A 23,006-nucleotide genomic window follows, 5' to 3' on the forward strand; every position below is an offset into this window, starting at 1 on the left:
CATGGACAGCGGTGTCCGAGTCAGGTCCTTGACGACCCGTGAGGTCCTGGAGGCTTTTGTCGAGCTGGTTCAGCACGACGACGACCTGATGCGGGCGGAGTTCGAGGCGCTGGTCGACGCCGGCTGGCACCAGCCACCACCCCCGCCGCCGGCCCGGCCGCAGCCAGTCCCACGACCGCCGCTGTGGCCGGTCGGGTCCGCGTCCGGCGACCTCTCCGGGCCGCTGGACCCCATGACGCGGGGCGCCCGCTGGTGCCGGCAGCGGGGACCGCCGACCAGGTGGGCGGCGTCGCCGCCGACCAGGTGGGCGGCGTCGCCGCCGACCGGGATCCGACCGGCCGTCGTATCCGCCCGCCGGCCCGGTCCGCCCGGCGCGGGCCGGGCCGACACCACGACCGCGCCGGTACGTCCACGTCGCGATGCCGCGGTGGATAGTCTGGAGGCGTGCGCCTCGTGATCATGGCGGACACGCACGTGCCGAAGCGGGCCCGGGACCTCCCGGCCCCACTGTGGGCCGCCGTTGACGACGCCGACGTGGTGATCCACGCCGGTGACTGGGTGGACGTCCCACTCCTGGACAACCTGGTCGCGCGCAGCGCGCGGCTGATCGCCGTGTACGGCAACAACGACGGTCCGGAACTGCGGGCCCGGCTGCCCGAGGTGGCGCGTGTGGAGTTGGCCGGCCTGCGGGTCGCGGTGGTGCACGAGACCGGCCCGGCCGGTGGGCGGGAGCGCCGCTGCGCCGCCCGGTTCCCCGACCGTGACCTGCTGGTCTTCGGGCACTCGCACATCCCGTGGGACAGTGTCGCCCCCGGTGGGCTGCGGCTGCTGAACCCCGGCTCGCCGACCGACCGGCGGCGTCAGCCGTACGCCACGTACCTCACCGCCACGGCGGCCGACGGCCGGCTCGACGACGTGGTCCTGCACCGGCTGCCACGGCCCGCTACGACGCCCCCGCCGAAGCCGGCTCACGCACCATGAACACGTCCACCGGCTCCTCGGTCTCCACGGTGAACCCGTACCGCTGGTAGAGCCGGCAGGCCGGACTGCCTCGAAGCACCTGCAGCCGGACCCGGATCCCGTCGCGGTCGCACTGCTCCAGCAGCCCGCGCAGTACGGCGGTACCGATGCCGTCGCCCTGCAGGTGCGGGGCCAGGTAGAAGTGCTCCAGCCAGTGCGCGTCCTCGGCCGGTCGCAGCGCCACGGAGCCGGCGAACGCGCCGGCCACCTCGATCACCCAGGTGTGTGCCGGCACGAACCTGTCCCGAAGTCTCTGCCGCACCCGCTGGTCGTCGTACCGCCCGAGCCGTTCCAGATCCGCCCGCAGCACCACGGCCCGCAACTCGGCGATGGTCTCGACGTCCGCTGTGGAAGCCTGCCGAATTCTCCAGTCCGCCACGATCCTCAGCCTATCCGCCAAGGTTTCCGCAGCTCCTGGTAACCCTCCGGGCGTGGTGCCGGCAACCGGGGAGTGGGGTCGGTGCCCAACCGGCCGTTCGGCCCGGAGCGTTTCGATCAGCCGGCTGCCACACTGAGATCCGTGCATGATTTTGACGTCCTCGTCCTCGGATCCGGGCCGGGCGGCCAGAAGGCCGCGATCGCGGCGGCGAAACTCGGGCGCCGGGTAGCGGTCGTCGAGCGGCAGCACATGGTCGGCGGCGTCTGCATCAACACCGGCACCGTGCCGTCCAAGACGCTGCGCGAGGCGGTGCTCTATCTGACCGGCCTCAGCCAACGGGAGGTGTACGGCCAGAGCTACCGGTTGAAGGACGACATCACCATCGGTGACCTGACCGCCCGCACCCAGCACGTGATCGGACGCGAGATCGACGTCGTGCGCAGCCAGCTCACCCGCAACCGGATCCGCCTGCTCACCGGCACCGGCCGATTCCACGACGCGCACACCGTCACGGTGACCGACCCGGCCGGACGCGAGTCCACGGTGACCGCCGACCGGATCATCATCGCGGTCGGGACCCGCCCGGCCCGGCCGGAGAGCGTCGACTTCGACGAGGCCACGATCATCGACTCGGACGGCATCCTCAACCTGGACCGGGTGCCGAGCTCGATGGTCGTCGTCGGTGCCGGGGTGATCGGCATCGAGTACGCCTCGATGTTCGCCGCGCTCGGCACCAAGGTCACCGTCGTCGAGCGACGCGACCGGATGTTGGAGTTCTGCGACCTGGAGATCGTCGAGGCGCTGAAGTACCACCTCCGGGAGCTGGCGGTCACGTTCCGGTTCAGTGAGGCGGTGGCCGCCGTGGAGCGGCACGCCCGGGGGGCGATCGCCGTGCTGGAGAGCGGGAAGCGGATCGCGGCCGACACGGTGATGTACTCCGCCGGCCGGCAGGGGCTCGGGGCCGACCTCGACCTGCCCAACGCCGGGCTGGCCGCGGACCCACGCGGGCGGATCGAGGTCGACGAGCGGTTTCGCACCGCCGTACCGCACATCTACGCGGTCGGTGACGTGATCGGTTTCCCGGCGCTCGCCTCGACCTCGATGGAACAGGGTCGACTCGCCGCGCACCACGCCTGCGACGAGCCCGCCCGGAACCTGTCCGACCTGCAGCCGATCGGCATCTACACCATTCCGGAGATCAGCTTCATCGGGCGGACCGAGGACGAGCTCACCCGGGACAAGGTGCCGTTCGAGGTGGGCATCTCCCGGTACCGCGAACTTGCCCGGGGCCAGATCAGCGGTGACTCGGACGGGATGCTCAAGCTGCTGGTCGCCCCGGACACCGGCCGGCTGCTCGGGGTGCACATCTTCGGCACGGGAGCCACCGAACTCGTCCACATCGGGCAGGCGGTGATGGGCTGCCTCGGCACGATCGACTATCTGGTCGACGCGGTCTTCAACTATCCGACGCTGGCCGAGGCGTACAAGGTCGCGGCGTTGGACGCGATGAACAAGATGCGGCACCTCGCCCGACTTCGCGACTGACTGTCCACGATCTGTCACTGTCGGTCTATGGTGCTGTCGTCTCCGGTCCGTTACTCAGGGTAGTGGAGTGACCTGTGGCCGGCTGGGGGCGAGGGCGATGATGGGCGGACGATGGCACGGGCTGGCGGCCGCGATGGTCGCCGTACTGGCCGCCGGGGTGGGCACGGTGCGGCTGGCGTACGAGAACGCCGAGCGGTACGACAACGGACGGCTCATCGGCGACCGCACCGCCGCCGAACGGTTGGACGAGGGGAGGTCCGGCGACACGCGGTTCGCCGGCCACGACAGGCGGGGTGGCTGGAACGTCTTCCGGGAACGGTTGACCGGTTTCGCGGAGGACCCGCTGGCTGTCTCCACCGCAGGCAACGGCCACTTCTCGGCGACCGTCGAACGGTCGGCCGAGGAGATCACCTACCAGCTCAGCTACGCCGACCTGGCGGGCGACGTCACCCAGGCGCACATCCACTTCGGTGGCCCCGCGCAGAGCGGCGGCATCAGCGTCTTCCTCTGCACCAACCTCGGCAACGGGCCGGCGGGTACCCAGACCTGCCCGGCCGCGCCCGCCACGGTCACCGGCACCATCCGGCCCGTCGACGTGGTCGGTCCGGTCGCCCAGGGCATCTCGGCGGGGGAGTTCGCCGAACTCGTCACCGCGATCCGGGCCGGCACGACGTACGTCAACGTGCACAGTTCGCGTCATCCGGGCGGCGAGATCCGGGCCCAGCTCGGCCACCATCGGCACTGACCGACCGCGGTCGACCCGGCGGCTGTCGGCCCGGCCCCTCGCCGGTCGCGGGCAGTCGTCGTCGGCCGGCCTCCGGCGGCACCGGCGCGATCCACTCCGGACGATCGCCGGCTCCGGGAACTCCGTCGATCCGTACGATCCGCGCTGTTACCACGGGTGCTATTGACGAGGCGCCGCGTCATGGTTAAGGTCCGGTAACTTTGTGACCCCGGCCACAGTGGTCGCCCAGAGCTGGCCGCGGTCGACCGGTCAACGGGCCAGCCGGTCGATCGCGGCCACCATCGCGGCGGCCCCGTCCTCCCCGGCCATCCGGTCGGCGATCAGCCGGGCCCGGGTGCCGAAGACCGGGTCGGTCACCGCCGCCCGGATGGCGTCACCGAGCCGAGCCTCGTCGAGCCGCCGAAACGGGATCACGTCCGGACTCACCCCGAGCCGGGCCAGCCGGGCGGCCCAGAACGGCTGGTCGGCCAGCATGGGCACCGGCACCGCCGGCACACCGGCGCGGAGCCCGGCACCGGTGGTCCCGCAGCCCCCGTGGTGCACCACGGCGGCCATCCGGGGAAAGAGCCACTCGTGCGGCACCTCGCCGATGGTCAGTACCTGGTCGTCGCCGTCGTCGGGTCCGCCGTCCGGGTCCTGTCCACCCTGCCGTCCGGAGCCGACCTCCGGGGCGGGCCGGTCGTGGCCGACCAGCCCCGGCTCAGATGCCGTCGCCGGGCCGACACCCTGCACCACCGCGCGCACCCCGGCCCGGCGCAGCGCGTGGCGGACCATCGTGTAGAGCCGGCCGCCGTTGTCGGCCAGGCTGCCGAACCCGACGTACACCGGGGCGTCGCCGGCGGCGAGGAAGGCCCGCAGCGCGGCGGGCGGTTGCCAACCCGCCGGCGTCGCCGGCCACCAGTAACCGACCACGTCCAGTCCCGGTCGCCAGTCCGGCGGGCGGGGGAGCACGGTCGGACTGAACCCGTGGCTGACCGGCCAGCCCCGTGCCGTGGCGTGACGGTCCAGGCCGGCGAGGTCGCACGGCGGAAGGCCCAGCCGGGACCGGAGTCCGCGCGAGGCGTCCGCGTACACCCGACGGACCAGGAGCTGCCCGAGCCGGCCGGCGGCCCGGTTGCCCCAACCGCCCAGCGTCCGGACGCCGAGCACGATCGGGGGAAAGGCCCGGGTCGGATCGACCGGCTGGAGGAACACCCCGATGCTCGGCACCCCGAGATACTGCGCCACCGAGTAACCGAGTGGTGCGGTGGTGGCGGAGAGCAGCAGTACGTCGGCACCGAGCCCCGCCGCGGTCGCGATGCTCTCGCCGAGCCCGCCGACGAACCGGCCGCCGAGCCGGACGAACTCCACCAGCCCCGGCGCGCCCGGTACCCCGATCCGTCGTGGCCGGGACGGCGCCGCGTTCCGCAGAGCTGACAGGTCACCCGACACCGGACGGAAGTCCAGGCCGGCGCCGGTCACCAGATCGGCGTACGGATCCGGCGCGGCGAGCGCCACCCGGTGACCGGCCGCCCGCAGGCGGGCGCCGAGACCGGTGTACGGGGCCACGTCACCCAGCGAACCGGCGGTGACGATCAGAACCCGCATCCGACCTCCCTGCGGGCTGGTACGGGGCACGCGTAACCGCAGTGTAGGCACGGCCGACGGGCCGTCGGGTCGCGAACGGGATGGTGGCCCGAAGGCCATGCCAGGCCGACAGGAGAGGAATCTTCGTACTCTCGGCGGGTAGAAGGCCGGATGACCTCTACTCCCGGATGGTTCCGGACGAACCGCGAGGAGGCCGCCGAGCCGCCGTCCGGTGGCGCCGGAGGGCAGCGTCCGCGCGTATTGATCATCTACGCCAGCGCGGGTGCCGGACATGACGGCGCGAGTCGGGAACTGGCCCACCGGTTGCGGGAGCGCGGTCTGCTGGCCGACTGCGTGGACCTGGCCGACATCTTCCCCTGGCGGCTCGGCCGGCTGCTCCGTGGCACCTACCACGGCATGCTGAGCCGGCTGCCCTGGATCTACGGGCTGCTCTTCTCCATCGGTGGCAACTTCAGCCGGGCCGCGCCGATCACCCGTGCCCTGCTGCGGCCGGTCTGGCCACGGGTGCTGGAGGCACTGCCGGCGGACACCCGCGCCGTGGTGTCGACGTACCCGGTGGTGAGCCAGATCGTCGGGCCGCTGCGACGCGAGGGTCGGCTCGCCGTACCGGTCATCACCTATCTGACCGATTTCGCGGTGAACCCGATCTGGGTCTCGCCCGGAGTCGACGTGCACTGCGCCGCGCACGTCACCACCCGGGCCGAGGCCCGGGCGCTCGGCGCCGGCGAGGTCCGGGTCGCCGGCCGGATGGTCTCGGCCGCCTTCCGGCCCGGGGACGAGGAGGAGAAGCGGCGAGTTCGCGAACGACTCGGGCTCCCGGTCGACGCCCGGCTCGCGCTGCTGGTGGCGGGCTCGTGGGGGGTCGGCGCGGTGGCGCGTACCGCGGCGGAGATCGCCGACACGGGGGTGGCGGTCCCGGTCGTGGTCTGCGGCCGGAACACCGCGCTGTACCGCCGGCTGCGGCGACGCGGCACCGGGTACGTCTTCGGCTGGGTCGAGGACATGCCGGCGCTGCTGCGGGCCGCCGACGTACTGGTGGAGAACGCCGGCGGCCTCACCGCACTCGAGGCGATGGCCTGCGGGCTGCCGGTCGCGACGTACCGGCCGATCCCCGGGCACGGCCGGGCGAACGCCGCCACCATGGCCCGGGCCGGCGTCGCGACCTGGGTACGCCGGCGCGCCGACCTGGGGCCGACGCTGCTGCGGCTCGCCGACGGAACGGGCGGACAGCGGCAACGGAGCGCCGGGCTGGCGCTCTTCGACACCGACCCGGCGGGGGTGGTCGCCGACATCGCCCGGGGGATCACCGCCTCGGCGACCCCGTCCCGGCTCGCCGAGGCCGGCCCGGCCGGTCGACCGCCGCTCGGGCCGGTACCGGTCGACGATCCGGTGCTGCGGGAGAGCGCGTCGTTCCTGGAAACGTCGGTACCGGTCGAGGGGGCGGTACCGGCGGAGGTGCGGGCCGGGCTGGCGGCGGCGACCCCTCGTCGGACCCTGACCAGGTGGGTCGGGCTGCGGGCCGGGATGGCCCGGCTCTGGACCGGTGTGGACCAGCCGCACCGGGACGGTGGCAACCGGCCGGCGAACCGGCCGGACCGTCGCGGCTGAGGTGTCGGTGGCCTGGTGAACACCATCGCCATCGTGCTGGGGCTCGCCTCGGCCGCCTGTTTCGCGGTCAGTTCGGTGCTGGAGCAGCGCGCGGCCAAGCAGGAGAAGCCGACCCGGACGATCGACCCACGGCTGCTGATCCGGCTGGTGCGCCGGCCGCTGTGGCTGCTCGGCTGGGTGCCGGACGCCGTCGGCACCCTGCTGCAGGCCATCGCCCTCCGGTTCGGCGCGCTCGCCCTGGTGGAGCCACTGCTGGTCAGCGGGCTCTTCATGGCGATCCCCCTGGAGGCGGCGCTGGAACGGCGCCGTCCGCACCGGCGCGACATGCTGGTCGTGGTGATCGGTGTGGTCGGGCTGACCGCGTTCCTCGCCACCGCGAACCCCCGGGGCGGGGTGGAGGAGCCGAGCGCGTTGGCCTGGATCGGGGTCGGCGCCGCCATCGGCGCCCTCGTCGCGCTCTGCCTCGTCGTCGCCTGGCGCACCCAGAACGCGGCCCGGGGACTCGTGCTGGGCATCGCGACCGGACTGCTCTACGCACTGGCCGCCGCGCTACTCAAGAGCGTGACCGAGAAGTTGCCCGACGATGCGGCCGGGGTGGTCACCGACTGGCACCTCTACGTGCTGATCCTGGTGGGCGGAACGGCGCTGACCCTGAACCAGAACGCCTTCCAGGGCGGGCCGATCGCCGCCCCGCTCACCGCCATCGCGCTGCTCGACCCGTTCACCAGTGTGCTGATCGGCGTCACCGCCTTCCAGGAGGAGCTCTCGCTCGAGGGGCCGAGGCTGCTCATCGGACTACTCGGTGTGGTCGCCATGAGCCTCGGTATCTGGCTGGCCCGACGTACCCAGTCAAGCTGACACGCCGGTCAGTCGGTCTGGCCGGCAGGCGGCCGACCCGTCGCGTTCCGACTGCTTCGGACACGCCAGAGAGGATTTCGGCAGGCCGCACCGCCGAGGGTGGGAAGTTGGGTACGCTCAGTGAAGATTACTTAGCGCGAGCGATGGGTTACCACCAATCCGGCGCGACGGTCCGGCCGGGCTCGACGAGTCGGCCGGGACCTCGCGAGAGGCGGCAGCGTGCTTGATCTGACCGACGATGCCCCCGGCCATCCGTCTGCGGATCGGCCGGGCGAGCGCCGGCCGCCGGAGACCGTGCTGGCCGGTGAGAACTTTCCCGTCGCGTTGCGTGTCCTTCCGGCACGGATCCGCCGGCACCTGCTCGCCCTCTACACCTACGCCCGATACGTCGACGACCTCGGCGACGAGCCGGACACCGCCGGGCGCGACGAGGGGCCCGAGGCTCGCCTCGCCGCCCTGCGGCGCTTCGAGCGCGAGGTACGGGCGCTGTACGACGGCCGGCTGCCCCGCCACCCGGTCCTGCGCCGCCTGGCGCCGACCGTGGTCGACTGCCGGTTCCCGCTCGATCCGCTGCTCCGACTGATCGAGGCGAACCGCCGTGACCAGCTGGTCACCCGCTACCCGACGTTCGGCGCCCTCGTCGAGTACTGCCACTTCTCCGCCGACCCGGTCGGTGAACTCGTCCTGCACATCTTCGGTGCCGCGTCACCGGCCCGGATCCCGCTGTCCAACCGGATCTGCACCGCCCTGCAGATCGTCGAACACCTGCAGGACGTCGCCGAGGACCGCCGTCGGGGCCGCATCTACCTGCCGACCCGCGACCTGGCCGCGGCCGGGGTGCCCGAGGAGGCATTGGACGCGCCACGGGCCGACGAACGACTCCGGAAGGTGATCCGCCGGCAGGCGGACCGGGCCGCCGAACTGCTCGACTCCGGCGCGCCCCTGGTCGGCGACCTGCGCGGCTGGGCCCGGCTGGCGGTCGGCGGATACCTCGCCGGAGGACGCGCCGCGCTCGCCGCGCTGGCCCGGGCCGACCACGACCCGCTGCCCGGCCCGCCCAAACCGACCCGGTCCGGGATCGCGGTCGCCTGGCTCCGGTCGTGGCGGGTACCCGCCGTCGCCGCACAACAGGGCGGAGCGGGCGGATGAGCGGCGACGCCGGGCTGGAGCGCGCCTACCGGGAGTGCGCACGGGTGACCCGTACCCAGGCCCGCAATTTCTCGTACGGCATCCGCCTGCTCCGGCCCGACCGGCGGGCCGCGCTCTGTGCCGTGTACGCGGTGGCCCGGCGCGTCGACGACATCGGCGACGGCGACCTGCCCGCCGCCACCCGACTGGCCCGGCTCGACCAGGTCCGGGCGGCGCTGCACCGGCTGCCCGACGCCGGAGGCGACCCGGTGCTGGTCGCGCTCGCCGACGCGGCGGCCCGGCTGCCGATCCCGCTGGCCGCCTTCGACGAACTCGTCGACGGCTGCCTGGCCGACGTCCGGGGCACCCGCTACGAGACCTTCGAGGAACTGGTCGGCTACTGCCGCTGCGTGGCCGGCTCGATCGGCCGCCTGTCGCTCGGGGTCTTCGACCTGCGGCCCGGCGCCGACCGGTCCGAGGCGGCCGAACTGGCCGACACCCTCGGCGTCGCCCTGCAACTGACCAACATCCTCCGCGACATCGTCGAGGACCGCGGCGTGGGTCGGATCTACCTGCCCCGACGCGACCTGGACCGGTTCGGCTGCACGCTGGACCTGGACGCCGACGGCGGGCTGGCCGATCCGTCGGACCGGTTGGCGGCACTGGTGCGCTGGCAGGCCCAGCGGGCCGACCGTTACTACCGGACCGGGCTGCGGCTGCTGCCGTTGCTGGACCGGCGCAGTGCCGCCTGCGTGGCGGCGATGGCCGGGATCTACCACCGGCTGCTGACCCGGATGATCACCGACCCGTTGGCGGTCACCCGACACCGGGTCGCCCTGTCCGGCTGGGAGAAGGCGTACGTGGCGGCGCGGGCGATGACCCGGAGCGGGTCGTGAGCGCCGAACAGGTCTGCGTCATCGGGGGCGGCCTGGCCGGCATCGCCTCGGCGGTCCGGCTGCTCGACGCCGGGCACCGGGTCACCATGCTGGAGGCGCGTCCGGCGCTCGGCGGGGCCACCTACTCCTTCCACCGGGGCGAGCTGACCGTGGACACCGGCCAGCACGTCTTCCTCCGCTGCTACCAGCAGTACCGCGACCTGCTGGACCGGCTCGGCAGCACGGACCGGGCGACCGTGCAGGACGGATTCGCGGTGCCCATCATCCGGGCCGGCGTACCGCCGCACCTGCTGGCCCGCAACCGTCGACTGCCCGCCCCGGCACACCTGCTGCCGGCACTGCTCGGCTACCGCCCGCTGAGGTTCGGGCAACGGATCGCGGCGGTCCGGGCCGCCGCCGCGCTGCGTGGGGTCGACCCGGACGACCCGGCCGCCGACCGGGTCAGCTTCGGCGCCTGGCTCGCCGCGCACGGCCAGGACGGGCAGACCGTGCAACGTCTCTGGGAACTGATCTGCACCGCGGCGCTGAACGCCCCGCCGGACCGGGCCTCGCTCGCACTGGCCGCCCGGGTCTTCCGCACCGGGCTGCTGGACCGGGCCGACGCCGCCGACCTCGGCCTGCCCACCGTGCCCCTGGCGGACCTGCACGGCACCCCGGCCGCCGCGTTGCTGCGCCAGCGCGGCGCGACGATCCGCACCGGGGTACGCGTGCACCAGATCAGGGCCGAGGGGAACCGGTTCCGGATCGTCGGCGAGGGCGGTGCGCTGACCGCGGGCGCGGTGGTGCTGGCCGTACCGCACTCGCAGGCGGCCCGCCTGGTGCCGTCGGAAGCCGCTCCCGACCGGGCCCGCTGGGCTCGGCTGGGTGCCGCGCCGATCGTCAACGTGCACGTCCACTACCGGGAGCGGGTCACCGAACTCAGCTTCGCCGCCGGACTGGACACACCGGTGCAGTGGGTCTTCGACCGCACCCCGCCCGGTGTGTCCGGGCAGTACCTGGTCGTCTCCATCTCCGCCGCCGAGCAGGTGCTCGCCACCCGGGCGAGCGAACTGGTCCGGACCTACCTGGCGGCCCTGGCGGAGGTCTTTCCGGCGGCCCAGCGGACACAGGTCCGGGACGCGTTCGTCACCCGGGAACCCCGGGCGACGTTCCGGCAGGTACCCGGCTCGCGGAGTTCCCGGCCGCCGGCGCAGACCCGGTCTCCCGGGCTGGCACTGGCCGGCGCGTGGACCGACACCGGGTGGCCGGACACGATGGAGGGCGCGGTGCGCAGCGGCCAGCGGGCCGCCGACGTGGTACTCGCCCACCTCGGGTCGACATCCGACCCGACGGAGGTGACGGCATGACCGAGCGGAGCGAGGGCGTCGGAGGGCTCAGTCGACCAGGTCATGGCGACGACGAGCGTAGCGAGGAGACGACATGACCATGATGCTGCCCAGCATCCTCACCCAGGTGGACGAACTCGTCCAGCCCGAGATCCGGGCGGCGCTGGAGCGGATCGACGAGCGCACCCGGCTCGTCGCCGGATACCAACTGGGGTACTGGGACGCGACGGGTGCGCCCACCGGCCGGGGCGGCAAGGGGCTGCGGCCGGCGCTGGCCCTGCTCTCCGCCCGGGCCGCCGGCCAGCCGGTCGAGCGTGGCCTGCCGGCCGCGGTGGCGGTGGAACTGGTGCACAACTTCTCCCTGCTGCACGACGACGTCATCGACGGGGACCTGGAACGGCGACACCGGCCGACCGCGTGGGCGGCGTTCGGCGTCGGTCCGGCGATCCTCGCCGGCGACGCCCTGCTCGGCCTCGCCGACGAGGTGCTCTGCGCCGCACCGGACGTGGATGTGAACCGGGGGTTGTCGACCCTGCACACGGCGGTCCGCCGGCTGATCGCCGGCCAGGCGGCCGACGTCGAGTTCGAGAACCGCGCCGACGTCACCCTGGACGAGTGCCTGGCGATGGCCCGGGACAAGACGGCCGCCCTGCTGGCCTGCTCGGCGACGCTCGGCGCGGTCGTCTGCGGCGCGCCGCCGGCGGTGGTCGACGGACTCGACCGGTACGGCGAGCGCCTCGGCCTGGCCTTCCAACTCGTCGACGACCTGCTCGGCATCTGGGGCGAACCGGCGGTGACCGGCAAGCCGGTGCTGTCCGACCTGCGGGCCCGGAAGAAGTCGGTGCCGGTGGTCCGGGCTCTCGGCGTGGACGGACCGGCCGCTACCCGGCTCGCCGAGCTGTACGCCAGCCCAGGCGACCTCTCCGCCGCGGACCTCGCCCTGGCGGCCAACCTGATCGAGGAGACCGGAGCCCGGGACTGGACCGAGAAGCAGGCCGACCGGCTGCTCACCGAGGCACTGGCCGAGTTGGACCAGCTCGGCGAGGTGGGCTCGGCGGCCGGTGCGGACGTACCCGGGGTGCACGCCGACCTGGTGGCGATCGCGCACTTCATGACGGGACGGGACTACTGAGATGGCCGGACTGTTATCCACCGACGACGTCACGGCGGGATCCGAAACGGCCGCCGCGACGGTCGGCACCCCGGCCGCCCCGGGCGCGGCCGGTGTCTCCCCGGCGCTGTGGGCACAGGCCCGGGTGACCCTGGACCGCGCCCGTGACCTGCTGCTCGCCGGCCAGCAACCGGCCGGCTGGTGGCAGGGCGAACTGGAGACCAACGTGACGATGGAGGCGGAGGACCTGCTGATGCGGCAGTTCCTCGGCATCCTCACCGCCGAGCAGACCGTGCCGACCGCCCGGTGGATCCGGTCGAAGCAGGGTGCGGACGGCGCCTGGGCGACCTTCCACGGCGGACCCGGCGACCTCTCCACCACGATCGAGGCGTACGCGGCACTGCGGCTGGCCGGCGATCCGACCGAGGCCGAGCACATGGTGCGGGCCCGGCGGTTCATCCTCGCCCACGGTGGCATCGAGCGGAGCCGGGTCTTCACCCGGATCTGGCTGGCGCTGTTCGGCGAGTGGTCGTGGGACCGGCTGCCGGCGGTGCCGCCGGAGGTCGTCCTGCTCCCGCCGCGTTTCCCGCTCAACGTGTACGACTTCGCCTGCTGGGCCCGACAGACCATCGTGCCGTTGGCGGTCGTCCGGTCCCTGCGCCCGGTGCGTCCGCTCGGCTTCTCGCTGCGTGAACTGCGTACCGGCCGGCGACCCCGACCGGCGCCGTCGCTGCGCCGCCGCGCCGGCTGGATGCACCGCCTCGACACGGTGCTCCGGCGGTACGAGCGTCACCCGGTCGGCCCGGTACGCCGCAACGCGCTGCGTCGGGCCGCCGAGTGGATCATCGCGCGTCAGGAGGCCGACGGTTCGTGGGGCGGAATCCAGCCGCCCTGGGTCTACTCCCTGATCGCGCTGCACCTGCTCGGCTATCCGCTGTCGCACCCGGTGCTGCGGGCCGGCCTGGCCGGACTCGAACGGTTCACGATCCACGAGGAGACCCCGGACGGCCCGGTACGGCGACTGGAGGCGTGCCAGTCACCGGTCTGGGACACCGCGCTCGCGGTGGTCGCCCTCGCCGACGCCGGGTTGCCGGCTGGACATCCGGCGCTGACCCGGGCCGCCGAGTGGCTGCTGGAGGAGGAGATCCGGGTGCCGGGCGACTGGACGGTACGTCGACCCGGTCTGGCCCCGAGCGGTTGGGCCTTCGAGTTCGACAACGACGGCTACCCGGACACCGACGACACGGCCGAGGTGCTGCTGGCACTGCGTCGTACCGGGCCGGATCCGGCGGTGCGGGCGGCGGTCGTACGCGGGGTCGCCTGGTTGCGCGGGATGCAGTCGGCGGACGGCGGCTGGGGCGCGTTCGACGCCGACAACACCCGGGCGATCGCCCGGGACCTGCCGTTCTGTGACTTCGGTGAGGTGATCGACCCGCCGAGTGCGGACGTCACCGCCCACGTCGTGGAGGCGCTCTGCGCGGCAGGGCTGACCGACTCGCCGACGGTCCGGCGTGGCCTGTCCTGGCTGCTGCGCAACCAGGAGGCGGACGGCTCCTGGTTCGGCCGGTGGGGCGCCAACCACGTGTACGGCACCGGGGCGGTGATTCCGGCCCTGGTCGCCGCCGGGGTACGCCCCGACGACCCGGCCATCGTCCGGGCCGTCTGCTGGCTGCACCGGCGGCAGAACCCGGACGGCGGCTGGGGCGAGGACATGCGGTCCTACCGGGATCCGATGTGGCGCGGGCGGGGCGTCTCCACCGCCTCGCAGACCGCCTGGGCCCTGCTGGCGTTGCACGCGGCCCGCTCCGCCGACACGGCCTCGGTGGCCCGTGGGCTGTGCTGGCTGGTGGAGACCCAACGTCCGGACGGGGGCTGGGACGAGCCGCAGTACACCGGCACCGGCTTCCCGGGTGACTTCTACATCAACTACCACCTCTACCGGCTGGTCTTCCCGGTCAGCGCGCTCGGCCGGCTGTTGCGTGAGCCGGCCTGGCTCGGCCTCGACCCGGCTGCGGACGTCGACCCGTCCGACGACACCGAACCGTCCGGGGCTGACACGTCCGCTCCGACGGACGGGGCGGAGCCGGCCGGGTCGGCCCGGCCGGGCGAACGGGTCGCGCTGGTCGACCGCGTCGCGCCGGTCGACCGTGGCCAACCGGCGACCCGGCGCGCACCGGTCGAGCTGGTCGATCAGGGAGAGACCAGTTGACCGGCGGCGACTGGGTGCTGTTCGCGCCCATGCGGATGGAGGCCCGCGCGCTGCGCCGGGGCCTGCCGGCGGGCGCCCCGCTGCGTCGTACCGGACGGGGTCTGACCCGGGCCGGGCGGTCCGCCGTCCGGCACCGGGACGCCCGTGCCCTGGTCGTGGCCGGGATCGCCGGCGGGCTCACCCCGACGCTGCGCCCCGGCGACGTGGTGGTCGCCACCGAGGTACGCCGTGCCGACCAGCCCGACGAACCGCCGGTGCCCTGCCCGACGGCCCCGCTGGTCGCCGCGACACTGCGCCGGCGCGGCCTCACCGTCCACCTCGGACCGGTGGTGACCAGCCGGCGGCTGGTCGACGGCGCGGACCGGGCACGGCTCGCCGCGACCGGGGCCCTCGCCGTGGACACCGAGTCGGCGGCGCTGCTGGCCTCGGCCGCCGGCCGGCCGGTGATCTGCGTACGGGTGGTCGCCGACGTCCCGCCGCAGCGGCTCTACCGGCCGCTGACCTGGCGCCGGGTCCGGGCGGCCCTGCGGACCCTGCCGAAGGTGGCACCCGCGCTCGTGGAGTGGGCCGAGGCGAGCACGGTACGCGAGATCGTGCTGGCCGCACCCCGGTCGTTCTGCGCCGGGGTGGAACGGGCGATCAGCGTGGTGGAGCAGGCCCTGGACCGGTACGGCCCACCGGTGTACGTCCGCAAGCAGATCGTGCACAACGTGCACGTCATCGCCGACCTGCAGCAGCGGGGTGCGGTCTTCGTCGACGAGCTGACCGAGATTCCCGACGGTGCCGTCACGGTCTTCTCCGCGCACGGTGTCGCGCCCTCGGTGCGGGTCGCCGCCGCCGACCGGGGACTGCCGGTCATCGACGCGACCTGCCCACTGGTGACGAAGGTGCACAGCGAGGCGCGTCGGTTCGTCGGCCGGGGCAACACCGTCCTGCTGATCGGGCACGCCGGGCACGAGGAGACCGAGGGCACCCTCGGCGAGGCGCCCGGTCAGATCACCCTGGTGGAGAACGTGACCGACGCCGAGCGGATCGAGGTCACCGACCCGGACCGGGTCTCGTACCTGGTACAGACCACGCTCGCGGTCGACGAGGTGGCCGGGGTGCTCGACGTGCTCCGGCGGCGGTTCCCGGCCCTGACCGGTCCCTCCTCCGACGACATCTGCTACGCCACCACCAACCGGCAGGCGGCACTGCGGGAGGTCGCGGCCGCCGCCGACGTGGTGCTGGTGGTCGGCTCGGCGAACTCCTCGAACTCCCGCCGGCTGGTGGAGGTGACCGAGCGCGGCGGAATCCCCGCCTACCTGGTCGACGACGTCGGCGACGTTGATCTCCGCTGGCTCGCCGGGCGGCGGACGATCGGCGTGACCGCCGGTGCCTCGGCCCCGCCCCGACTGGTCGACGAGACCGTCGCGGCGCTGGCCGGGCTCGGCGCCCACGCGGTACGGGAGCACACGACCCGGACCGAGGACGTGCATTTCACCCTTCCCAAGGAGATACGGACACCATGACGGGGAGCATTCAGCGAGGCGGTGCGACGTGCGGCGGTTCAGCCGTACGACCGGGGGCGCGAGCGGGAGCGGAGTGCTGACATGGGTATGCCACTGCTACAGAGCATGCGGATCGGGCGTTATCTGGTCGGGCAGAAGGTGCGTCGGCGGACCCACTTTCCGCTGCTCCTCGAACTCGAGCCACTGTTCGCCTGCAACCTCGCCTGCGCCGGCTGCGGCAAGATCCAACATCCGGCCGACGTACTGAAACGGCGGATGCCGGTCGAGCAGGCCGTGGCGGCGGTCGAGGAGTGCGGCGCGCCGATGGTCTCCATCGCCGGCGGAGAACCGTTGATGCACCCGGACATCGACAAGATGGTCAACGAGCTGGTCAAGCGCCGCAAGTACGTCTTCCTCTGCACCAACGCGGCGCTGCTGCGCAAGAAGCTGGACAAGTTCACCCCGTCCCGCTACTTCTCGTTCGCCGTGCACATCGACGGGCTGAAGGAACGGCACGACGCCTCGGTCTGCAAGGACGGCGTCTTCGACGAGGCGGTCGCCGCGGTGAAGGAGGCGAAGCGTCGCGGATTCCGGGTCACCAGCAACACGACGTTCTTCTCCACCGACACCCCGCAGACCGTGATCGAGGTGCTCGACTACCTCAACAACGAACTCGCCGTCGACCAGATGATGCTCTCCCCGGCGTACGCCTACGACAAGGCGCCGGACCAGGAGCACTTCCTCGGGGTGACGGAGACCCGGGCGATGTTCCGCAAGGCGTTCGCCGACGGGCGTCGGAAGAAGTGGCGGCTGAACCACTCGCCGCTCTTCCTCGACTTCCTGGAGGGCAAGATCGACTTCCCCTGCACCGCGTGGGCGATCCCGTCGTACTCGCTCTTCGGCTGGCAGCGTCCCTGCTATCTGCTGGGCGACGGCTACGCGAAGACGTACCGGGAGCTGATCGAGACCACCGACTGGTCGGCGTACGGCCGGGGCAAGGACCCGCGCTGCGCCAACTGCATGGCCCACTGCGGGTACGAGCCGACCGCGGTGCTGGCGACCATGTCCTCGCTCCGTGAGTCCATCCGCGCCGTCCGCGCCAACTGAGGTGCAAGGAAGGGCCCCTTATTATCGCTTTCTGTTGTACAGGGGGCCCTTCCTAACACCTCAGCCGTAGCGGTCGGCGAGCCGGCGGTAGGTGGCCGGCAGGGTGGCCCGGACCATGATCGGCAGGTACATCCAGCGGGGCAGGCACACCTCGTGCCGACCGCTGAACATCCCGGTCAACAGGGCGGCGGCGGCCTGGTCCGGGGTGACCGGTCGCGGGCGCCGTCGCGGGTAGGGGCGACCCCGACGGACGAAGAACGGGGTGTCCACCACCGCCGGCACCAGTTCGGTGACCACGATGCCCCGGCCCGTCGTCTCCTTGCGGAGACTGTCGGCGAAGACGCTGAGCCCGGCCTTCGTGCCGGCGTACACCGCTTCTTCCCGTACCCCCAGCCGGCCGGCGATGGAACCGACGAAGCCGATGTGCCCGGCACCCCGGGACAGCATGCCGGGCAGGATGGCCCGGGAGAGCAGCATCGGGGCGGTCAGGTTGGCCGCGACGAGCGCCTGGATCTGTCCGTCGGTCATCCCGGTGAGCGGGCCGGCCCAGCCCTGGCCGGCGTTGTTGACCAGGACGTCCACCCGTCCCGCGACGTCGAGCACCCGGTTGGCCAGGGCCGCCGTCAGGTCCGGGTCGGTGAGATCGCACGGGATCGCCGTACCCTCGGCGGCGTCGGCGACGGCGGCGAGCCGGTCGGGGTCGCGGCCGGTGACGAATACGCGTGCTCCGGCGGCGGCCAGCCGGGTCGCGGCCGCCGCCCCGATGCCGGAGGAGGCCCCGGTGACCAGGGCGACGGTGCCGTCGAGCCGAGGTGGTCGCATACCGGTAGTGTCGCCCATCCGGTGCCCCCGGACCGGATGGAGCGCCGAACCGGACGCAACGCCGGACCGCCTCCTGGCCGTGCCGACGGGTCGCTCCTCGGTCGTGCCTGACGGGTCCGGCCGGGCGCCGCTGCTGGCCGGCGCGGGGGTCGGGCCGCCGCGCCGCTGGCGGGTCAGGTTGGGCCGCGGTGCTGTTGTCGGGCCACCGCGCCGCCGTCGGGTCAGGTCGGTCAGCACTGCCCGCGCGGGCTCAGACCGCAGCGGGGCTCAGGCGGTGAGCCCGGCCCGCACCCGAGCTCAGCCGGTGGGGCCTGGTTGGTGAGGTTCAGCTGGCGGGGGAGGCGAGATCGCCCAGTACGCTCCGCAGGAAGTCCAGGGTCATCGTCGGCGGATCGGCCTCGACGCAGAGCCGTTCCATCGCCGCGGCGTAGTAGTCAACGTCATCGCGCTTGTCCAGGTAGAGGGCGCTGGTGAGCTGTTCCATGTAGACCACGTCCGGCAGTTCCTGGTCCGGGAACCGCAGCAGGCTGAACGCGCCACCGGCGCCCGCGTGCCCACCGGCCCGGAACGGGATCACCTGGATGGTGACGTTGGGCAGCTTGCTCGCCTCGACGAGGTACTCGATCTGCCCTCGCATCACGTCGACGCCACCGATCGGCCGGCGCAGCGCCGCCTCGTCCACGACCACCCACAGGTGCGGCGCGTCGGGGCGCCGCAGGATCTTCTGCCGGTCCATCCGGAGGTTGACCCGTCGCTCGATCTCCTCCGCCGGGGCCCCGTCGTGGGCGAGCAGTACGACGGCCCGGGCGTACTCCCGGGTCTGCAACAGTCCCGGGACGTACTGCACCTCGTACGTCCGGATCAGGGTGGCGGCCGTCTCCAGGCCCAGGTAGGACTGGAACCAGTGCGGCAGCACGTCGCCGTACCGGTGCCACCAGCCGGGATTGTTGGCCTGGCGGGCCAGGGCGAGCAGAGCGGCGCGTTCGCTCTCGTCGGTCACCTGGTAGAGCGTCAGCAGATCCGCGACGTCACGCTCCTTGAACCCCACCCGACCCAGCTCCATCCGGCTGATCTTGGATCCGGACGCCCTGATCTCCCAGCCCGCGTCGTCACGGCTGACGCCCGTGGCTTCGCGCAGCTTGCGCAGCTGGCTGCCGAGTAGGATGCGTAGCACGGTCGGCCCGCCGGCAGCGCCGCCCTCGACGGCCGGCCCGCCGGCGAGTGACGTTCCGCCGTCGCCCGCCGCCTCACCGTCCTGGGCCGATCCATGGCCGGATCGCGCAATGGTCACGTGCCGCCTCCGCATGCTCGACACAGCCCGCCAAGGCTGGGCCAAGTCCGTCGGTAAGCATGCCATGGCCGCAGGGTGAGGAGGAAAGGCCCCGGGGGCTATTTTTCCCCCCGTCCGATCGGTTGCCGAAGGCCTGGGTCCGCCGGGCCGGGTGTGTCGCCGGGGCCGGCGGCCTGGTGTGGATGGTGGGGTCGGCGGCCGGTGTGGACGGTGCTACGTGATCAGGTGGTCGAAGTCGCCGTCCCGGGCGCCGAGGATGAAGGCCACGATCTCGTCCGTGGTGTAGATCAGTGCCGGCCCGTCGGGGTCCCGTGAGTTCCGGATCGCCACGCCGGCGCCGCCGGGCAACTGGGCCATCTCGACACAGTTGCCGCTCGGGTTGCTCCGGCGGCTCTTCTGCCAGGTCAGAGCCGGCAGTTCATGGGTGGACATGCCGTTGTAGGTGTGATTCATCGCCAGTCTTTCTGGAGATCCCGGAAGGGCGGTGGGAGGGCGTCGCGAAGCCTGGACGTGGTACCGATCCTCCCCGTGACGCGTCCTGAGCCATGACGGTGAACCGTCGACAGGTCACGCGTGCATGACCATCTGCACGTGCATCCGCTCTTGCGTCTGCACCTGACAGCGAGCATGATAGCGCCTGTACGGGTGTGTCCGTTTGTTCACTTTTCGTAACGGAGGCGCGGGACAATTGCCAGCGAAGCGGGGGAGTGGGAACGGGGCGGCAGGCCCTCTCGTGCGGCGCGGCCTGCGGCGATGGCAGTCAGCGCACCGCAACGAACCGGTTCCCGCCCGTGCTCGGACAGGCGAACTTTCCTCACGGAGGGTGATCGACGATCGGGTGCCACCGGCCATCGGACGGGGTGCCGACGGTGCGTGCCACGTGTCGCCGAGCCGGGCCTCCTGAGGGGACGAGCACTGTGGACCCGCTCACCCTCGCGGCCGGAGCCGCCGCGGTCGCCGGGATCGGCGCCGCCTGGGGAATGCGCAACCGGGTCCGCGACGCCCAGGCGGAGGTGGTCCGGCTGCGTGCGGAACTCCGGGCGGAGCGCCATGCCGCCACCCACGACCCGCTCACCGGCCTGCCCAACCGGCGGGCCTTCTATCAACTCGGTGGCGCGCTGGTGGCCGACCCTCGGCGACCTCCGCTTGTCGCGGTGCTGCTCGACCTCGACAACTTCAAGCAGATCAACGACCGGTTCGGACACGCGGTCGGAGACCAGGTGCTGATCGCCGTGGCCTGGCGGTTCGCGGCGTACGCGGACAACAACGCGATTCGCGTCGGGGGCGGTGCGGGCCCGCTGGGCAGCGGCGCGGCCCAGGTCCGGAGCAGGGCGGGCCAGCTGGGAGAAGGTACGACCCGGGCCGGCGCGAATCTTGTCGCCCGGCTCGGCGGAGACGAGTTCGCGGGTCTGCTTGTCGGCGTCCAGGGTGACGGCCGCTGGCTGCACCAGACGGCCCGACGGCTCGCCGAGCTGGTCTCCGCGCCGATCCAGCTGGCTGAACGGGATCTTCGGGTGACCGCGTCGATCGGGGTGGCGCCCGTGCACGGCTGTGCGCAGCTCGCCGAGGTGCTGAATCTGGCCGACGCCGCCATGTACCGGGTGAAGAGCGGACGGGCCCCGATCAACTCCGCCGATGACGACGGCTTCCGTGGCCCGCGCTCCGCCGCCCCGTTGTCGCCCGGGTACGGCCCGGCCGCGTCCCGGGCCGGCGTCGCGGGCCGCCCGCAGGTCCGACCCCCCGATCCGTCCGGTCCACACCGGGAACTGATCGAGATGACACCGGCCGCCGATGCAGGAGGACAGTGAGATGCCAGTCCCCACCGTGGATCCGCACCGACGCGATCCCGCCGAGATCGATCCCACGGGCAGTTACCGGCCCACCGACCCGGTCTGGGTCTACCGGTCGGGGACCTGGCGGGCCGGGGTGGTCGAAGCCGCCTCGGCGCTCGCGGCCACGGTCACCTACCGTCCGAACAGCGCCCGGGGCACCGGCGTCGACACCCTGACCGCGCAGTACATGATCCGCCGGGCGGACCCGGATCCGCTGCTCGACAGTTCGCCGATCCTCGGAGCTCCCGCGCGGCGCTGACCCCCGGCGCCGCCGGCTCGGTCGGGAGTTCCGCGGACGGGCCCGGCGGGGCGGCGGAGATCACCGCGGCCGTCGGCGCCCCAGGTACGCCCCGAGCCCCGCCACCAGCACGGTGCCGACCGCGGAACCGAAGGCGACCAGCGCGGCGCCGATCGGCCACAGCCCGTCTGAGCCCGGGTCGGTGGCGGCGTCGACGCTGAACGACGCGGTCAGGACGGCTGGCACCACCAGGGTGGCCAGCCAGGGACGGCCACGCCGTCCGGCTTCGAACGTGAGTACGGCGAGTACCGCGCCGAGACCGAGCACCTGCCACGCCTGGTACGGCCCGGTCTCGGCGCCTGTCACCGGGTCGACGTCCCGCTCGGTGTCCCAGCCGAGGAACGCCCAGTACGCGGCGAGGGTGACGCCGCCGAGGATCACGGTCCAGAGTGCTACGGAACTCGGACGCCGGGGTTCGGTCATGGTGTCGACCCTCTCGCGACGGGACGCGTCGGGCACGAGTATCCCTACTCATGTTCCGCCCCGCATGTCGGCGGTCGGCGTGCCCGGGACGGGTGCGTACGGCGAGATGCCGGCGTACCAGCCGAGGTCGAGCGGGGCGAACCCGTGGCGGGTGACGAAGCCGTTTCGTGACGGCCCGGCGACGCGGGAGATCAGGGACATACCCGGCCCGGTCGGAGTGGTTCGCCAGCATGGCAGTATGCCGCGAATCGGAATAATCCGCGTTTTAGGATTTATCCGGTGATAGCGTGCAACCCAGCGGCGTTGTCTGCACCACATCGAAGCCGGGGGAGTCCGGACATGCCTAGCCACGAGGTCGCCCCCAGCCACGAGGTCGTCCGGCACGGCGACGCCCGGACGGTGATCGACGCGCAGCGCCCCGACCACGCCGGCCCGGCCGACGCCGTCCGCGACGGTACCGTCCGCGTCTCCCTGTCGGACCTGGTCAGATACCGGGCGGCGGTGGCCGACCTGCTGTCCGAGGTGGCGACCCGCCCCGGTCCCGACGATCTGCCCAGACTGGAGGCGGTGCTGGCCGAACGGCTGGCCGGCCGGGAGATCAGCGCGGTACTCCGCCGCCTGCCCGGCGGCGCCCTCGACGCCCAGGCGCGGCTCCGGCTGGAGATCCGCGACTACCGACCGAACAACCGCAGTTCGGCCCGGGACCTGACGGCGCTGATCAGGATCTACCTGCTGTCCCGGATCGACGTGCTGTGGTGGGGCCATCTGCCCGGATACCGGACGGACACGGAGTTGCGCGACGCACCGGAGCTGATCGACCTCGAGCCGCTGCGGCGTGCCGGCCTGCTCCGGTTCCGGTACCGCCGGCAGACCGGCCACCCGCTGGTCCGGACCACCCGGGCGGTCGAACGCCGGATCTGGCCGCACCGCCGGCCGCCGGGTGCCGGACTCCGTTCCACCTGGACCCGTCCGGAGGCGGTGGCCCTGTTGAACCAGCTGGCCGTCGACCTCGCCCGGCGTCCCACCGGCCCCACCCCGCCGCTCTGGGTGACCAGCCTGACCCGCAGCCTCGAACACCAGCACCGGCTCCGGGCACTCGGGTACGCGGCGATGCTGCCCAGCGGCCACTGCCTCGGGTACGCGATGGACGTGGAGATGTCCTGGTTCCGCCGGTTCGACGCGCACGGCGTACTCACCGCGCTACTGCGCGAACGTCAGGGCTGGGGAGACGTCAACGTGATCGACGAGGGCCAGTCCTGGCACATCTGCGTCAGCCCGCGCGCCGCCGTCCGGCTGCGCCGCGACTTCCTGACCGCACTCGGGGGGTGACCG

At 72.9% G+C, this 23,006-nt stretch carries 23 protein-coding genes; 16 read left to right on the plus strand and 7 right to left on the minus strand.

Annotated elements, in window-relative coordinates; genetic code table 11:
- Positions 1 to 28: 28 nt before the first annotated feature.
- Together V1633_RS14390 and V1633_RS14395 are read left to right on the plus strand one after the other, a co-directional pair.
- Positions 29 to 457, plus strand: coding sequence for a hypothetical protein (locus tag V1633_RS14390; RefSeq protein ID WP_331214799.1), 429 nt, complete (start codon positions 29 to 31; stop codon positions 455 to 457).
- On the plus strand, positions 445 to 981 hold the full coding sequence (locus V1633_RS14395) for a metallophosphoesterase family protein (protein WP_331214800.1): 537 nt from the start codon (positions 445 to 447) through the stop codon (positions 979 to 981). Before V1633_RS14390 ends, V1633_RS14395 begins: the two co-directional genes overlap by 13 nt.
- On the opposite strand, the gene V1633_RS14400 is transcribed toward V1633_RS14395, so the two are convergent.
- Complete coding sequence (locus V1633_RS14400; protein ID WP_331214801.1) at positions 944 to 1,399, minus strand: GNAT family N-acetyltransferase; 456 nt, start codon at positions 1,397 to 1,399, stop codon at positions 944 to 946. The genes V1633_RS14395 and V1633_RS14400 overlap by 38 nt on opposite strands.
- Before the next feature lie 141 nt (positions 1,400 to 1,540).
- On the opposite strand from V1633_RS14400, the gene sthA reads away from it, so the two are divergent.
- Positions 1,541 to 2,944 carry a Si-specific NAD(P)(+) transhydrogenase gene (gene sthA / locus V1633_RS14405; RefSeq protein WP_331214802.1) on the plus strand — a complete coding sequence of 468 codons (1,404 nt, stop codon included), beginning with the start codon at positions 1,541 to 1,543 and terminating at the stop codon, positions 2,942 to 2,944.
- A 97-nt stretch (positions 2,945 to 3,041) separates the two neighbouring features.
- Complete coding sequence (locus V1633_RS14410; RefSeq protein WP_331214803.1) at positions 3,042 to 3,689, plus strand: CHRD domain-containing protein; 648 nt, start codon at positions 3,042 to 3,044, stop codon at positions 3,687 to 3,689.
- 249 nt (positions 3,690 to 3,938) lie between these two features.
- Here V1633_RS14410 and V1633_RS14415 read toward each other — a convergent pair whose 3' ends face one another.
- Positions 3,939 to 5,276, minus strand: a complete 1,338-nt coding sequence (locus V1633_RS14415) for a glycosyltransferase (protein WP_331214804.1) — start codon at positions 5,274 to 5,276, stop codon at positions 3,939 to 3,941.
- Positions 5,277 to 5,426: 150 nt separating this feature from the next.
- On the opposite strand from V1633_RS14415, the gene V1633_RS14420 reads away from it, so the two are divergent.
- The 9 genes from V1633_RS14420 (at position 5,427) to hpnH (ending at position 17,008) form a co-directional block, all read left to right on the plus strand.
- Entirely contained in the window at positions 5,427 to 6,884 is a 1,458-nt protein-coding gene (locus V1633_RS14420; RefSeq protein WP_331214805.1) for a glycosyltransferase, read from the plus strand.
- Positions 6,885 to 6,899: 15 nt separating this feature from the next.
- Positions 6,900 to 7,742: a DMT family transporter gene (locus V1633_RS14425; RefSeq protein WP_331214806.1), complete on the plus strand. Its 843-nt coding sequence runs from the start codon at positions 6,900 to 6,902 to the stop codon at positions 7,740 to 7,742.
- A gap of 219 nt (positions 7,743 to 7,961) precedes the next feature.
- A complete protein-coding gene (hpnC, locus tag V1633_RS14430) occupies positions 7,962 to 8,891 on the plus strand; it encodes a squalene synthase HpnC (RefSeq protein ID WP_331214807.1) in 930 nt (309 codons plus the stop codon).
- A complete protein-coding gene (gene hpnD / locus V1633_RS14435) occupies positions 8,888 to 9,766 on the plus strand; it encodes a presqualene diphosphate synthase HpnD (protein WP_331214808.1) in 879 nt (292 codons plus the stop codon). Before hpnC ends, hpnD begins: the two co-directional genes overlap by 4 nt.
- The gene (gene hpnE, locus V1633_RS14440) at positions 9,763 to 11,112 is read left to right on the plus strand and encodes a hydroxysqualene dehydroxylase HpnE (protein WP_331214809.1); all 1,350 of its coding nucleotides are present in this window, start codon (positions 9,763 to 9,765) and stop codon (positions 11,110 to 11,112) included. The genes hpnD and hpnE overlap by 4 nt, the downstream gene beginning before the upstream one ends.
- Positions 11,113 to 11,185: 73 nt before the next feature.
- Complete coding sequence (locus V1633_RS14445) at positions 11,186 to 12,223, plus strand: polyprenyl synthetase family protein (protein ID WP_331214810.1); 1,038 nt, start codon at positions 11,186 to 11,188, stop codon at positions 12,221 to 12,223.
- 1 nt (position 12,224) lies between these two features.
- Positions 12,225 to 14,411 carry a squalene--hopene cyclase gene (shc, locus tag V1633_RS14450; protein WP_331214811.1) on the plus strand — a complete coding sequence of 729 codons (2,187 nt, stop codon included), beginning with the start codon at positions 12,225 to 12,227 and terminating at the stop codon, positions 14,409 to 14,411.
- Positions 14,408 to 15,922, plus strand: a complete 1,515-nt coding sequence (gene ispH / locus V1633_RS14455) for a 4-hydroxy-3-methylbut-2-enyl diphosphate reductase (protein WP_331214812.1) — start codon at positions 14,408 to 14,410, stop codon at positions 15,920 to 15,922. The genes shc and ispH overlap by 4 nt, the downstream gene beginning before the upstream one ends.
- An 81-nt stretch (positions 15,923 to 16,003) precedes the next feature.
- Complete coding sequence (gene hpnH / locus V1633_RS14460; protein ID WP_331214813.1) at positions 16,004 to 17,008, plus strand: adenosyl-hopene transferase HpnH; 1,005 nt, start codon at positions 16,004 to 16,006, stop codon at positions 17,006 to 17,008.
- A 60-nt stretch (positions 17,009 to 17,068) separates the two neighbouring features.
- On the opposite strand, the gene V1633_RS14465 is transcribed toward hpnH, so the two are convergent.
- The 3 genes from V1633_RS14465 to V1633_RS14475 all read right to left on the minus strand — a co-directional run bounded on the left by V1633_RS14465 (position 17,069) and on the right by V1633_RS14475 (position 19,574).
- Positions 17,069 to 17,830: an SDR family NAD(P)-dependent oxidoreductase gene (locus V1633_RS14465; protein ID WP_331214814.1), complete on the minus strand. Its 762-nt coding sequence runs from the start codon at positions 17,828 to 17,830 to the stop codon at positions 17,069 to 17,071.
- 325 nt (positions 17,831 to 18,155) lie between these two features.
- The gene (locus V1633_RS14470; RefSeq protein WP_331215196.1) at positions 18,156 to 19,004 is read right to left on the minus strand and encodes a helix-turn-helix domain-containing protein; all 849 of its coding nucleotides are present in this window, start codon (positions 19,002 to 19,004) and stop codon (positions 18,156 to 18,158) included.
- A gap of 330 nt (positions 19,005 to 19,334) precedes the next feature.
- On the minus strand, positions 19,335 to 19,574 hold the full coding sequence (locus tag V1633_RS14475; protein WP_331214815.1) for a DUF397 domain-containing protein: 240 nt from the start codon (positions 19,572 to 19,574) through the stop codon (positions 19,335 to 19,337).
- 464 nt (positions 19,575 to 20,038) lie between these two features.
- Here V1633_RS14475 and V1633_RS14480 point away from each other — a divergent pair, with 464 nt between their 5' ends.
- Positions 20,039 to 20,929: a GGDEF domain-containing protein gene (locus V1633_RS14480; protein WP_331214816.1), complete on the plus strand. Its 891-nt coding sequence runs from the start codon at positions 20,039 to 20,041 to the stop codon at positions 20,927 to 20,929.
- 1 nt (position 20,930) lies between these two features.
- On the plus strand, positions 20,931 to 21,212 hold the full coding sequence (locus V1633_RS14485) for a hypothetical protein (RefSeq protein ID WP_331214817.1): 282 nt from the start codon (positions 20,931 to 20,933) through the stop codon (positions 21,210 to 21,212).
- Between the two features lie 60 nt (positions 21,213 to 21,272).
- On the opposite strand, the gene V1633_RS14490 is transcribed toward V1633_RS14485, so the two are convergent.
- Positions 21,273 to 21,674 (minus strand): hypothetical protein, encoded by a 402-nt coding sequence (locus V1633_RS14490; RefSeq protein WP_331214818.1) that lies wholly within the window; start codon positions 21,672 to 21,674, stop codon positions 21,273 to 21,275.
- 48 nt (positions 21,675 to 21,722) lie between these two features.
- Entirely contained in the window at positions 21,723 to 21,875 is a 153-nt protein-coding gene (locus V1633_RS14495) for a hypothetical protein (protein WP_331214819.1), read from the minus strand.
- A 138-nt stretch (positions 21,876 to 22,013) separates the two neighbouring features.
- On the opposite strand from V1633_RS14495, the gene V1633_RS14500 reads away from it, so the two are divergent.
- Entirely contained in the window at positions 22,014 to 23,003 is a 990-nt protein-coding gene (locus tag V1633_RS14500) for a hypothetical protein (RefSeq protein WP_331214820.1), read from the plus strand.
- The last annotated feature ends 3 nt before the right edge of the window (positions 23,004 to 23,006 follow it).

The organism is Plantactinospora sonchi (assembly GCF_036422035.1).
Classification (GTDB): Bacteria; Actinomycetota; Actinomycetes; order Mycobacteriales; family Micromonosporaceae; genus Plantactinospora; species Plantactinospora sonchi.